At 57.1% G+C, this 14,107-nt stretch carries 6 protein-coding genes; 1 reads left to right on the top strand and 5 read right to left on the bottom strand.

What is annotated here, in order from left to right; translation table 11 throughout:
• Positions 1-43 precede the first annotated feature (43 nt).
• The gene (locus tag ACFFK0_RS00280; protein WP_377467459.1) at positions 44-7,978 is read left to right on the top strand and encodes a non-ribosomal peptide synthetase; all 7,935 of its coding nucleotides are present in this window, start codon (positions 44-46) and stop codon (positions 7,976-7,978) included.
• A gap of 129 nt (positions 7,979-8,107) precedes the next feature.
• Here ACFFK0_RS00280 and ACFFK0_RS00275 read toward each other — a convergent pair whose 3' ends face one another.
• From ACFFK0_RS00275 to ACFFK0_RS00255, 5 genes are all read right to left on the bottom strand, one after another.
• Positions 8,108-9,982 (bottom strand): rhamnogalacturonan lyase, encoded by a 1,875-nt coding sequence (locus ACFFK0_RS00275; RefSeq protein ID WP_377467457.1) that lies wholly within the window; start codon positions 9,980-9,982, stop codon positions 8,108-8,110.
• A 288-nt stretch (positions 9,983-10,270) separates the two neighbouring features.
• On the bottom strand, positions 10,271-10,732 hold the full coding sequence (locus tag ACFFK0_RS00270) for a CPBP family intramembrane glutamic endopeptidase (RefSeq protein ID WP_377467455.1): 462 nt from the start codon (positions 10,730-10,732) through the stop codon (positions 10,271-10,273).
• A 404-nt stretch (positions 10,733-11,136) separates the two neighbouring features.
• Complete coding sequence (locus tag ACFFK0_RS00265) at positions 11,137-12,063, bottom strand: AraC family transcriptional regulator (RefSeq protein WP_377467453.1); 927 nt, start codon at positions 12,061-12,063, stop codon at positions 11,137-11,139.
• 5 nt (positions 12,064-12,068) lie between these two features.
• A complete protein-coding gene (locus ACFFK0_RS00260) occupies positions 12,069-12,539 on the bottom strand; it encodes a DinB family protein (protein ID WP_377467451.1) in 471 nt (156 codons plus the stop codon).
• A 268-nt stretch (positions 12,540-12,807) separates the two neighbouring features.
• Positions 12,808-14,019 (bottom strand): 5'-nucleotidase C-terminal domain-containing protein, encoded by a 1,212-nt coding sequence (locus ACFFK0_RS00255; RefSeq protein ID WP_377467449.1) that lies wholly within the window; start codon positions 14,017-14,019, stop codon positions 12,808-12,810.
• Positions 14,020-14,107 lie beyond the last annotated feature (88 nt).

The following is a 14,107-nucleotide window of genomic DNA, read 5'->3' as shown; positions in this document are numbered from 1 at the left end:
CCGAAATATAGACGCATGCAATCAACGATGAGGGGTGGCCTATGTGAAAGCAGTGTTTGAGAAAGAAGCCGCGTATTGGTCAGGCCGGTTCGAGTCCGCAGACAGCCCGACGGTCGTGCCGTACAGCCATGCTTCCGGGAAGCCGGCGAGCAGCAGACTCTCCTTAGTACGGGAATTGCCGGCGGAGCTGTCCGCAAGGATCGTCTCCTTGGCCAAAGGCTCCGACAGGGCGCTATACATGGTTTTATTGGCAGGGGTGCACATCCTGCTGCATACATACACGGGATCCGAAACGATCATTGTCGGCATGCCGATCGTGCGAAGACCGGATGAGGCGAGGCGCCCCGTCAATCAAGTCGTCCTGCTGAAAGAGAACGTGAGCGGCGGGCATACCTTGAAATCGTTGTTAAACGGAGTCAAAACGACCGTCACCGAGGCAATCCAGCATCAAAACATTCCGTTCCGCAGCATGGCCGGTCCGCTTCATCTATCCTACGATGCGGACGTAACTCCTGTTGTACCTACGATGGTTACGTTGAAGCCGCTGCACAGTACGGATGATGCAGGGGCCGCCGTTTCGGAGCTTCAGTTTCAATTTGAACAAGTTGGCGGATTGGTACGTTTGCAGCTGCTTTATAGCGAGCATCGATATACGGAATCGTTTGCCGCCCAGCTGGCCGATCATTTGAGCCGTATTTTTGAAACAGTTCTGTACCAGCCCGAGCTTCCAATTGAGCAAATCGACATCTTGTCGCAGGCCGAGCGGACGCAGCTGGTCACCGGGTACAACGATACGGAGGCGGACTATCCGCGGGACAAGACGATCCACAGGCTGTTCGAGGAGCAGGCGGCGCGTACGCCGGAGCTCGTCGCCGTCGTCTTTGAAGAGAGCTTCCTCACGTACCGGGAGCTGAACGAGCAGGCGAACCGGCTGGCGCGCTCGCTTCGTGCCATGGGCGTGCAGGCCGATCAGCCGGTCGCGATCATGGCCGAGCGGTCGCTGGAGATGATCGTCGGCATCTACGCGATTTTGAAGGCCGGCGGCGCCTACGTGCCGATCGACCCGCAGTTTCCGCAGGAGCGCATCCGTTATATGCTGGACGACTCGGGGGCGAAGCTGCTCTTGCATCAAGGACATGTACGGGATGCTTCCTTCGCCGATAGCATCGGCGGCAATCTCAGGCTCGTCGATCTGAACGACGATGCTTCGTACGCCGAAGACGGCTCGAACCTGGAGCCAGCCAGCGGGCCGGAGCATCTGGCTTACGTGATCTACACGTCGGGCTCGACCGGCAAGCCTAAGGGCGTCATGGTCGAGCATCGCCCTGTGGTGAACCGGCTGCTGTGGATGCAAACCGCTTACCCGATCGATACGAATGACGTGATATTGCAAAAGACGGCCATCACGTTCGACGTCTCCGTATGGGAGCTGTTCTGGTGGGGATGGACAGGGGCCAGTGTATGTTTATTGCCTCCCGGCGGGGAGAAAAATCCGGAATCGATTCTCGACACGATCGAACAGCATGCCGTTACCACGATGCACTTCGTGCCGTCGATGCTGCACGCCTTCCTGGATTATGTCGAGCGGCAGCCGCGCGAAGCGCTCGATACGAAGCTGAGTACGCTGAAACAGGTGTTTGCGAGCGGGGAAGCGCTGGCTCCGTCGCATGTGAGCCGGTTCGCCCGGTGGATCGCGCCGGTCCATCACGCTCGGCTTATCAACCTGTACGGGCCTACGGAGGCGACCGTCGACGTGTCGTTCTTCGATTGCGGACCGGAAGAGACCCGCCTTTCGGTGCCGATCGGCAAGCCGATTTCGAATATTCAGCTATACATCGTCAAGGAAGGGACGACAACGCTGCTGCCTGTCGGCGTTCCCGGCGAGCTGTGCATCGCGGGCGACGGGCTGGCCAGAGGCTATTTGAACCGCCCCGAGCTGACCGCGGAGAAGTTCGTGGACAATCCGTTCGCGCCGGGCGGGCGTATGTACCGGACAGGCGATTTGGCGAGATGGCTGCCGGACGGCAATATCGAGTATATGGGCCGGATCGACCATCAGGTGAAAATTCGCGGGTACCGGATCGAGCTCGGCGAGGTGGAAGCGCAGCTGCTTCAAGCGGCGTCTGTTCAGGAGGCGGTCGTCACCGCCCGGGAGGGCGCGGACGGCCAGAAGCAGTTGTGCGCGTACTTCGTGGCGGACAAGCACCTTGCCGCAAGCGAGCTGCGAAGCCTGCTGGCGGAGAAGCTGCCGTCGTACATGATTCCGTCCTTCTTCGTGCAGCTGGAGCGAATGCCGCTCACCCACAGCGGGAAGCTCGACCGCAAGGCGCTCCCCGCTCCGGAAGCAAGCCTGCAAACGGTCTATGTAGCGCCCCGAACCCCTGTGGAGATGACGTTAACGGAAATTTGGCAAAAGGTGCTCGGAACCGGGCGCCCGATCGGCGTGCTCGACAACTTCTTTGAGCTCGGCGGCGACTCGATCAAGTCGATTCAGGTTACTTCGCGGCTGTATCAAGCCGGGTACAAGCTCGAAATCAAGCATTTGTTCAAATATCCGACTGTAGCGGAGCTAAGTCCGCATCTCCAGCCGATCGCCAGACGCGCGGAACAGGGGGAGGCGAAGGGGGACACGCCGCTTACACCGATTCAGCGCCGGTTCTTCGAGCAGCCGTTCGCCGAGCGACACCACTATAACCAGGCGATCATGCTGTACCGGGAAGAAGGCTTCGAGGAAGCTGCGCTTCGCCAGGCCGTGCGGAAGCTCGCCGTGCATCACGATGCGCTTCGTCTCGTCTTCCGCCGGGCCGAAACCGGATATACAGCTTATAACCGGGGTATCGCAGAAGGCGAGCTGTACAGCCTGGAAGTGATGGATATGCGCGGGATCGCAGACTGCGCGGAGGCGATCGAAGCCAAGGCCGACGAGCTGCAGCGCGGCATCGATCTGCTGGAAGGCCCTCTGATGAGGCTGGGGCTGTTCCGCTGCGGCGACGGGGATCACCTGCTGATCGTCGTCCATCATTTGGCGGTAGACGGCGTCTCGTGGCGCATCTTGTTTGAGGATTTGGCTGCGGGCTATGAGCAGGCGCTGCAAGGAGGGGACATCCGTCTTCCGGATAAAACGGATGCGTTCCGCACATGGGCCGAGCGGCTTGCCGCGCATGCCGACAGCCCGGCCATGGAGAGCGAGCGGACGTACTGGGAGCGGATCGCGCAAGCCGCGATCAAGCCGCTGCCCCGCGATTACGGTCAGGAGTATGCCTTGATGCGGGACACCGAGACCGTTACGCTGCAATGGACCCGGGAAGAAAGCGAGCAGCTCCTGAAGCAGGCGCACCGGGCGTACGGTACGGATATGAATGACCTGCTGCTGACGGCGCTCGGGATGGCGGTTCACGAATGGACCGGCATGGAGCAGGTGGCCGTCGAGCTGGAAGGGCACGGCAGGGAGCCCATCGTCCCGGATCTCGACATCACACGTACGATCGGTTGGTTTACAAGCCAATACCCTATCGTCCTGGAGATGAAGACGGGGATGGAGCTGTCGAACCGGATCAAGAGCGTGAAGGAGAGCTTGCGTCAAATTCCGAACAAGGGAATCGGCTACGGCATCTTGAAATATATGTCGTCGCGCCCGGCGGGCGATGCTTTCAACGGCTTGGCGGCTGAGCCTGAAATCAGCTTCAATTACTTGGGGCAATTCGATCAGGATTTGGACAATAACGCTCTGCATATTTCTCCCTATTCGAGCGGCCAGTCTTCCAGCGAAAGCATGGCCAGAACCTATGTGCTGGATATTAACGGCATGATCGCCGGCGGGCAATTGACGATGACGATCGGCTACAGCGGCGGCATGTACCGCAAGGAAACGATCGAGCGGCTGGCCGGGATGCTGCGGTCGAGCCTGCGGCAAGTCATCGCGCACTGTGTCGGGAAAGAGCGGACGGAGCTGACGCCAAGCGATGTGCTGTACAAGGGGCTGACGATCGAGGAGCTGGAGCGGATCGCAGAACAAACCGGCCATATCGGCGACATCGAAAATGTGTACATGCTGACCCCGATGCAGAAAGGCATGCTGTTCCACAGCCTGGTTGACGCAGAATCGGGAGCCTACTTCGAGCAGGCTTCGTTTACGCTGCAGGGGAGCTTGAATCCGGAGGCGTTCGGAAAAAGCCTGGACGTGCTTGCGCAGCGGCACGCCGTACTGCGGACGAACTTTTACAGCGGGTGGAAGGAGGAGCCGCTGCAGGTCGTATTCCGCAACAAGCGGGTTGAATATCAGTATGAAGACCTGCGCGGCATGGAGCCGGACAAGCAGGAAGCGTATTTTACGTCAAAGAAAAATAAAGATAAAGCCCGCAGCTTCAACCTTGCCGACGATGCGCTGATCCGCGTTGCAATGGTTCGTACCGGAGAGGAGACGTACCGCTTCCTGTGGAGCTTCCATCATATTTTGATGGACGGCTGGTGCTTGTCTTTGGTCGCTAAGGAAGTGTTCGAGGCGTACTTCGCGATCGTCCGGCAGCAGCAGCCCGAGCTTGGCGAAGCGTATCCTTACAGTCAATATCTCGAGTGGCTGCAGCGGCAGGACCGCGAAGCGGCGGCGAAGTACTGGGGCGAATATTTGGCCGGATTCGAGCAGCAGACGGCGCTTCCTCACGCGAAAGCTCCGGATCCGGCGGCGGATTACGATCTCAACAAGCTGTCGTTCTCGTTCGGTAAAGAGCGGACGCATGCCATCCAGCAGACGGCAACGCGTCAGCAGGTGACGGTCAACAGCTTGCTGCAAACGGCCTGGGGCATCCTGCTGCAGCGGTATAACGGCACGAATGATGCCGTGTTCGGCAGCGTCGTATCGGGAAGGCCGGCGGAAATCCCCGGCATCGAATCGATGATCGGCCTGTTCATCAACACGATTCCGGTGCGAGTGCGCTGTGAAGCGGAGGATACGTTCGCGGCGGCGATGCGCCGGGTGCAGGAGCAGGCGCTCGCGTCCCGTTCATACGAAACGTATCCGCTATATGAAATTCAAGCGCTCAGCGATCTCAAGCAAGGCTTGATCGGGCATATTATGGTGTTCGAAAACTTCCCTGTCGAGCAGCGGATGGAGCAGCTTGGCAGCGCCGAACCGGCCGGATTTGCGATCTCGGACGTCGATATCGTCGAGCAAACGAACTACGATTTTAACTTGATGGTCATTCCCGGCGAGGACATCGAGATTCGCCTGGAATACAATGCAAGCGTATATGACAGGGCGATGATGGAGAAGATTCAAGGTCATCTTGTCCGAATTATGGAGCAGGTTGCGGTCAACCCCGACATCCGCGTGGACGAGCTGGAGCTGCTGACGGCGGAGGAGCAAGCGCAAATCGCCACGGCCTTCAATGCCACCCATGCGGACTATCCGCGGGACAAGACGATTCATCAGCTGTTCGAGGAGCAAGCCATGCGCACGCCGGAGCAGACCGCTGTCGTTTACGAAGACTGCCGGCTTACCTACCGGGAGCTGAACGAACGGTCTAACCGTCTGGCGCGGACGCTGCGCGCCGCTGGCGTACAGGCCGATCAGCCGGTCGGGCTGCTCTCCGAGCGCTCGCTGGAGATGATCGTCGGTATATTTGCGATCCTGAAGGCCGGCGGTGCCTACGTGCCGATCGACCCGCAGCTCCCGAAGGAGCGCATCCGCTACATGCTCGACGATTCGGGCGCCAAGCTATTGCTGCTTCAAGGCCATTTGAGGGGGGACGGTTCTATCGGGGAAACGAACGCCGACCGCTTGACGAACGAATGGAAGCTCGTCGATCTGAACGATGCATCGGCCTACGCTGAAGACGGCACCAACCTGCCGCCGCTGAGCGGACCGCAGCATTTGGCTTACGTGATCTATACGTCGGGTTCGACCGGCAAACCGAAGGGCGTCATGGTCGAACACCGTCCGGTTGTCAACCGGCTGCTCTGGATGCAGGAGGCTTACCCGATCGGTGCCGATGACACAATTTTGCAAAAGACGGCGATCACCTTCGACGTCTCCGTGTGGGAGCTGTTCTGGTGGTCGTGGACAGGGGCGAGCGTGTGTTTGCTGCCGCCGGGAGGGGAGAAGGATCCCGAAACGATTCTGGCAGCGATCGAGCGGCAAGCCGTTACGACGATGCACTTCGTGCCGTCGATGCTGCACGCCTTCCTCGAATATGTGGAGCGCCAGCCGCGAGATGCCGTCCAGAGCAAGCTCTCATCGCTGAAGCGCGTGTTCGCCAGCGGGGAAGCGCTGACGGCGCCGCAAGTGCGCAGATTCGCACAGTGGATTACGCCTGTAAGCGGGGCGCAGCTCATCAATCTGTACGGTCCGACGGAAGCGACCGTCGACGTCTCGTATTACGATTGCGGTACAGAACCGGCACACGTCCCTGTGCCGATCGGCAAACCGATCTCGAATATCCAATTGTACATCGTTAGCGTTGGGACGACCGCCCTGCAGCCGGTCGGCGTGCCGGGCGAGCTGTGCATCGCGGGCGAAGGACTGGCGAGAGGCTATTTGAACCGCCCCGAGCTGACCGCAGAGAAATTCGTGGACAATCCTTACGCGCCGGGAGAGCGTATGTACCGAACGGGCGATCTTGCCAAATGGCTGACTGACGGCAATATTGAATATCTGGGCCGCATTGATCATCAGGTGAAAATCCGCGGATACCGCATCGAGCTTGGCGAAGTGGAAGCACAGCTGCTGAAAGCGGCGTCCGTACAAGAGGCGGCGGTAACCGCACGGGAGGACGAAGTCGGGCAGAAGCAGCTCTGCGCCTACTTCGTAGCGGACAAGCCGCTGACTGCAAGCGAGCTGCGCAGCCGGCTGGCGGAGGAGCTGCCGTCGTACATGCTTCCGTCCTACTTTGTGCAAGTAGAGCGGATGCCGCTCACGCACAGCGGGAAGCTCGACCGCAAGGCGCTGCCCGCTCCGGATCGCGGCATACAACAAGCGGCGGCGGAATACGTGCCGCCCCGCACCTCCCTGGAAGCGCAGCTTGCGCAAATATGGCAAGAGGTGCTGAAGCTGGACCGGATCGGCATGACGGATAGCTTCTTCGACATCGGCGGACATTCAATCAAAATGCTCGAGCTGATTCAGAAGGTATATATGGCGACCGGCATTCAGGTCCCGATTCAACGAATGCTGGAGATGCCTACAATCGAGCATATGGCCCGGGAGCTCGTCCGCAGCAAGTTCGAACTGGATGACACCGGTACGATGGTCAAGCTGAACGATAACGGCTCCATTCTAGTGTTTTGCTTTCCTCCGGGAGCGGGCTACGGTTTTGCTTACTACGAGCTCGCCAAACGTCTGGATCATCACTGCGTTGTGTACGGATTGGATTTTATCGACGATGCCGGCAGCGAGGAAGACTTGATCGATCGGTACGTCGGCGCCATCACAAGCGTTCAAGATCAGCGGCCGTTCGTCTTTCTCGGCTATTCGGCCGGAGGCTGTCTGGCGTTTGAGGTGGCCAAAGCGATGGAGAAGAGGGGACACACGGTATCCGACATCATCATGATCGATTCGACGAGACAAACCGAGCGAACCGATATGGCTCCGGAAGCGATGAACGACGTGGTCGAGCGGCTGCTTGACGAGGCCGGCGAACCGTACCAAAGGCTTCTGTCCACGCCATTCATCAGGGAAAAAACCCGTAATAAAATGTACGCTTACATGTCGTACACGAATCAGCTGGTTAATACGGGAACGGTGCAGGCCCGCATTCACGGCCTGGTAGCGGAAGGGACGGAGCCTGGCAAAGCCGCGACCACCGATTTGTTATTGTGGAAGCAAGCGACGGCGTACGAATATGTGGAATACGAGCTGCTCGGGAAGCATGCTGAGGTGCTGGAACCGGGCTTCGTGGAGGCCAATGGCAAAGTCATCGCAGCGTTGATCGATACCATCCTGGAACGGCAAAATGAAGCGCTCGCTCTCGCGGCGCACATATGACCGGAGAGCAATGCTTGCGTCTTCCGTATGGCGAGGAAGTAAGCCCGCCCCGTGAACCGTGACATTCAGTTGGAAGAACTTTATGACTGAAACAGGAGACAGCCTCGCGGCTGTCTCCTTCTTATTTTATTACGGAGTCGTATAAATATTGGGCTGCGGGGCTGCGCTCATGCCGGTGCCGAGATAATAGCTCGTATGCGGCGGCTGATTGTAGCCGACGTTCTGCCAGGCGATGCCGAGGCGGTATACCGGGTCGTGCATCAGCGTGTGTATTTTAGCAGCGGTTACATCGGTAGTTGTATAAATGCGCAGGGCGGTGCTGTCCGTTGTTCTCCAAATGACCTCTTCGCGCCAGTCACCGAGCAGATCGGCCTGTAGAGCCGGATTTCCTTTTGTACTGTTATTGGAGCTCGTACCGGTTGCCGTAAGCAGTCTCGTCAGCGAGCCCGCCGAATAGTTCCATTTGTCGATTTTGCCGGTTCCGCCGGTATGATCCAGAAGCTCACGGGACAAATCACCGTCCCACCAGATGGCGAAATTGATCGAGCCCGGATTGGAGCTGCTGATTTGCGTTCCGGTCACGGTATGAAGGCCGACTCCCGCTGCCCAGAGCTCGGCGCCTTTGTAGCGCGGATCGATATCCGCAGCAAGGCCCCGGCCCGTATCCGCGCCGGTTTGGACGCCCCAGAGCACTTGGCCGGTACGGGCATCGTGGATTTCGGCACCGTATTGCGCGGACGTGCTCTCATGGACGCCGAACACCTCGAGGCCCGCACGATCCGGATTCAGATCGCTAAAGTGCATGGCGTCGCCGTGACCAAGCGCCGTATTGTACAGCTTTGCGCCGTTGTCGTCGATGCCGAGCGAGCCGTAATGAATTTCGTCTTTGCCGTCGCCGTCCGAATCTCCCACACTGAGATTGTGGTTGCCTTGTCCCGCCGTACCCGAATTGGTCGAGCTGTTGCTGTCAAACGTCCATCTTCGGGTCAGCGTGCCGTTCCGCCAATCGTAAGCAACCAGCACCGTACGGGTATAGTACCCGCGGGCCATCACAATGCTGGGGCGTACGCCGTCCAAATAAGCGACACCCGCAAGGAATCGGTCGACGCGGTTGCCGTAGCTATCGCCCCAGCTCGACACGGTGCCTCTCGGAGGCTCGTACGATACGGTTGTGAGCGCTTTGCCCGTTTGACCGGAGAAGACCGTCAAATATTCGGGGCCGCTGAGAATATAGCCGCTCGAATTGCGGTAATCCGCGCTGCCGTTGCCGATCGTAACGCCCGTACCGTCAACGGTGCCGTCGGCTGTTTTGCATACGACTTCGGCTTTGCCGTCTCCGTCGAAATCGTATACGAGGAACTGGGTATAGTGAGCGCCTGCCCGAATGTTTTTACCGAGATCGATTCGCCATAGCCGCGTGCCGTTCATTTCGTAAGCATCCAGATAGACGTTGCCGGTATAGCCGGATTGGGAGTTATCCTTCGAATTGGAAGGATCCCATTTGAGAACGATTTCATAATCGCCGTCGCCGTCCAAATCACCAACGCTTGCATCGTTTGCGCTGTACGTGTAGGCTACGCCGTCAGGAGTCGTTCCGCCGGCCGGCTTTTGAATCGGGATATCTTTGTAATTGGTGCCCCAAACCGTCGCAGCGGCAGAAGCCGGTTGTTCCACACCGTTCACGATGGCGCGAACTGTATAGCTGGACGACGTAGTGCCTGCAGGATCCTGATAATTGGTGCTGTCCGTAATCGGAGTGGAGTTGACCTTCGTACCGTCGCGGTACAAATTAAAGGAGACCGCGCTCGTTTCCGTTCCGAGCAGACGCCAGCTCACAAACACGCCGGTGCCGGCTTTGACCGCTACGATACCCCGGTTCAGCTTCTCGGCTTGACGAGCCGCAGCGGCCGACGCGTCTTGCACAGGAATAAAGGAGGAGGCTGCAACGGATAAAGCAAAGGCACACACCGCGGCGATTCGACGCTTCATTTTCTTCTTACTCATTCACAATGTTCCTCCAATCGATTGGGGTTTTAGGGAAGCAATGACGGTTCGAAATCGTTCCTCCTTTCTCGATTGTATGCGCTTACTTTTTGGCTGCGAAGTGACTCGCTTCATCAAGGCGGCTAAGGAAATGGCTTCCCTCATGGAAATTTTATCAAGTTTTGATTGGGATTATATGCCAAATTTCAGATATCCTTGTTTAAAAAACAGTGAAGTTACCCGTTGAACGACGAGAAGTCCGTGAGTTCGCAATTGGCGCTTTCACGGACTTTGGATCGAGCGTGTTCTTTAATCCTTTTTCGAATAAGCCGGTTTGCCAAACCAATACGATCTACCCGAGATGAGCAGGCAGCAGACAAATAAGAGACCGGAACATAGCGGAAGCAGCACTCCGAAAGCACCTATCCGACCCAGAATCGGTTCGAAAATCTGATAAGTCGCCGTAAAAGAGCCGTGAAGCAGCGTCACGATCCAGATATTGCGGTCGGTCCGTTCATAAACCCATGTAAATATGAACGACCAGATGAGAAGTACAGGCACGTATCCGGCGAGGAAGGAAGCGAATTGGACGATCGAATCAAAGACGGAAAAATAAAGGATAGGAAGATGCCATACACTCCAGATTGCTCCGAGCAGTATGCTGGCGGTGAAGGGACGTTTCTTGTCCAGGAGCGCTGGCAGCAAAACACCTCTCCAGCCCGCCTCTTCGCCGATCGCGAAGAGGATGGACGACACATACACTTGAGTCATAACAGCCCAACGGTATTCCGGCAGGGGCGCAGTGTGTTCGGCGTAGGCGATTAGCCAGGCGGGAGCAATCCATAGCAGCGGGAGCAGAATGCAAAGATACCATCCAGGTGAACGGAGAAATAAGGTAAATCGGGCGCTAAGCAGCCGGGGGCGTGAAGGAAAAGTGCCGAGCCTTGATAGCAGCATCAGGATAAGCACGGCAAAGCAAGGGCCGAACTGTCCTAAAGGCCATAGAAGCATGATCGGACTCGAACTGTCAGGTGTCCTGGATATTAATAGTGTCCAGCAGCTCCAGGATATGCCGAAGGCGAAAATCAAAAACAGCCAAACCGTGCGTTGCATCGATAGTACCCCTTCCTTGTTTGATGTCGCAAGCATACCAAGGAAGGGGCGGCACACACTTCTCATTTCTTGCTTTTCTGCGGATTCAGAGGTGCAATGGGCAGGCAGCACTCCATTACGATGCTCGGATTCGTTGGTTCCGTATAAAATATATGCAATCCCGGCCTATCGTCCAACCGATAGCTGTGGTTCGGGATCCAGTGAACGTACATATGCTCGGAAGCCCACGTCATCTCCCGAATCGCTTCGGCGAAGGCGGAAGGATGTTCAGCCCGTTTCTCTAATCGACAGACCGCGTACAGTCCGCCAGGCAAGCGCTTCGTTCGAATAGCTTGTGCTTCTGACACAATATGATCGGGGACGGTCATGCAGGCGTCATAAGCCATCGAATTTGGAAGGATGTGCCAGTTTTCTTCACCGGAGCTTAACAACGTTGTACGTGGCGCTTGGTCAGGCACGTTGCGGCGGCACCAATCCCCAACATCACGGAACGCCGACGTTACTTTGTTGTTCATTAAGCCCATCCGAGCTTGCCGAAAAGGTTTGCAGGCCACATACAGGGAAGGCAACGAACGTATCTCAATTGGGTAAGAAGGGGGCTGCAAGTTCGTCGGTGTCGGTAAGGATCGTGGTGCAAGCTGAGGAGCTTGCTTCCCGCTCCGGCGATATTGTATCGGCGCCATCCCGAACCGCTTCTGAAATGCTCGGCTGAAATTCGATATCGAAGAGAAGCCCAGCCGCGCCGAAATGTCCGTTATCGAATCTCCGGGATACAGCAGTATGTGCCGCGCCGCCGTTTCCAGACGGACGCGCAGCACATAGCTGTGGAGCGTCTCGCCTGTAACGATCGAGAACATTCGGTGGAAGTGAAAGGGGGAGAAGGCGACTACTTCCGAAATTTCACGAAGCGATAGCTCCCGGTCAAGATGCGTTTCGATAAAATACATCGCTTGATTAACCTTAAAGATGTGATCTTCGTTCAATTCCATACGGGTCAAGCGTTCTCGTTCAGCCGTGCGTAGAGGATGTAATCGACAGGGGAAGGCTCCAATCCGCCTGCACGGAGCGCTGCGTTAACCTGACCTCGGTGGTACTGGCCGTGCAGGGCAATATGCGTCAAGATGTCCCGTGCAGTCGATTCGAACGGGGCGCCTGCCTGATTGCGATACGCAATCGGATCGTTCAGCCGGGCTTCAGGAATGGCGTCGAGCCATGCAGCGAAACCGCTGCCGTTCGCCTCGATCAGAGCGGCACAGTTGGCCAAGTCGGTGTCATCCGACCATACCGAGAGACCTTCGCTGCTCTCACCGCGCAGCCGGATCAGCCAAATGCGCTCCGCTTGAAGCACATGCCTGAACAGCTTCACCGAATGCCCGACTTCGTTTGCCGGTGCAGCCTGCAGCGCCTCCAAAATCCTGCGGTTCGCCCAATCCAGGTGCGCGAACATGTTGCGAATCGTTTGCATAAAGTTCAACCTCCATTTTCCAATTGAAGAGCATCGTCTCTTTGAGAATATCACGGGCACGAGTGACCGCCAACATTTTTAACGCTTCACACAAAGATAAAGAAGATGTTCGTTCGATTGGGGAACATGGAAAGAGTTTTCGGTTCGTGATTAGGTGCCGAAAGGGAGGATGGCGCGCATACGGTGTTATGCCGGTTGTTTGTTGCTGTCGATAACATTCATAACAAAAAAGGTATCTCGCAGAAAGCCGCAAGATACCGATCCATACTTATTTTTCGATCTCGCTTAACTTCCACAGCACTCGGGCGATCTCCGCGCGGGAAGCCGGTTCCTTGGGAGCGAATTTGTTGTCTTCACGACCGCTCAGAACCCCAATCTCCACAAGCCCGGACACGGCCGGCTGAGCTTCAACGGCGATTTGATCCTGATCCCGGAACGATGCCGGCAAGGAGTTCGGCAGTGGACGTCCCGATTTCAGCTCATAGGACCACTTCAGCACTGCAGCCATTTCTTCCCGGCTTACAGCTTCATCAGCACGATCTGCGCTCCAACCTACTGAGGCGAAAATCTTTGACGGCTCCAACCCCAGCACCTTGCCTACATACCCGATAAACTCACCGCGTTTGACCGCTAGAAGCGGCGCGAATCGCGCTTCGTCCATACCAGTGAGCACGCCTTTACCCACAAGCTCGTACACTTCCCGAGCGGCCCAGTGGCCGTTCGTCACGTCCGCGAAGCCGTTGACCGCAATTCGGCCTTCCTCCTTGGCGGACAGCATCTTTTGCTTCTCGGCGTAAGCGATCAGCAGCTCGAAATCGGTTAAGGCTTCGTTAGCCCCGACAATCGTTTTGGCGTCCTTGAACATCGTATATTTGTCGCCCCCCGTGTACATATAATTCGAGAGCGCGAGCTTGTATAAACGTTCCTTCACCAATGGAGTTCCGGCAACCGCGGCCTGTGTGATCCGCTGACCCGCAGGCAGAGAAGGGTTGTACGAGTACGTTAATCCCGACGTTTGCAGGAAGCCGCCGGCAAGCTTATCAACGGCCGATACGCTGTTCTCTAACGCGGCAAGCAGCATGTCGCCGGTTACCTCGGCAACAACGATTTTGTTGCCGAACGGCAATATGGACTTCGCGTCCTTTAACGTAAAATCGCCCTTATTGATGCTGGCGCGGATACCGCCGCCGTTCGCGAACGCAATGTCCGTCTGGTAGTAATCGCGATACGCGTCGGCGATCAGGTTTCCGATGGCGGTTTCCCTGAACCGGGATTCGTGGTTGTCGCCATAGGGCAAACTGCTTTCGGCAGCAGCGATTTTCTTGCTCAGCTCTTGTTCGAGCTTGGCCTGGTATTCGGCGGCTAAAGCGGCTAGCGAAGCGTCTTCCTTAACAGTTTCGTCAGCCTTCAAGAATTCGTGAGCAATCGCGATTTGTCCGTTTGCCTGCTTGCTAAGCGTAACATGGGCGATCGATCCCATATTGCCTTGCGGCGCCATAATAATTTTATTTGAATATCAAGTTAGCTCCGCTAAGGTCATGATGTGAGCTTCTGGTAGGTGATGGTGT

This window comes from Paenibacillus chartarius, assembly GCF_042432825.1.
Lineage (GTDB): Bacteria > Bacillota > Bacilli > Paenibacillales > NBRC-103111 > Gordoniibacillus > Gordoniibacillus chartarius.
The sequence above is the reverse complement of the archived record's forward strand: the minus strand, read 5'-3'. Positions and strand labels throughout refer to the sequence as shown.

Bases quoted from the DNA above. Each gene is read 5' to 3' on its own strand.
- ACFFK0_RS00275 (WP_377467457.1), bottom strand. From the start codon at position 9,982: ATGAGTAAGAAGAAAATGAAGCGTCGAATCGCCGCGGTGTGTGCCTTT.
- ACFFK0_RS00270 (WP_377467455.1), bottom strand. From the start codon at position 10,732: ATGACTCAAGTGTATGTGTCGTCCATCCTCTTCGCGATCGGCGAAGAG.
- ACFFK0_RS00265 (WP_377467453.1), bottom strand. From the start codon at position 12,063: ATGGAATTGAACGAAGATCACATCTTTAAGGTTAATCAAGCGATGTAT.
- ACFFK0_RS00260 (WP_377467451.1), bottom strand. From the start codon at position 12,539: ATGCAAACGATTCGCAACATGTTCGCGCACCTGGATTGGGCGAACCGC.
- ACFFK0_RS00255 (WP_377467449.1), bottom strand. From the start codon at position 14,019: ATGGGATCGATCGCCCATGTTACGCTTAGCAAGCAGGCAAACGGACAA.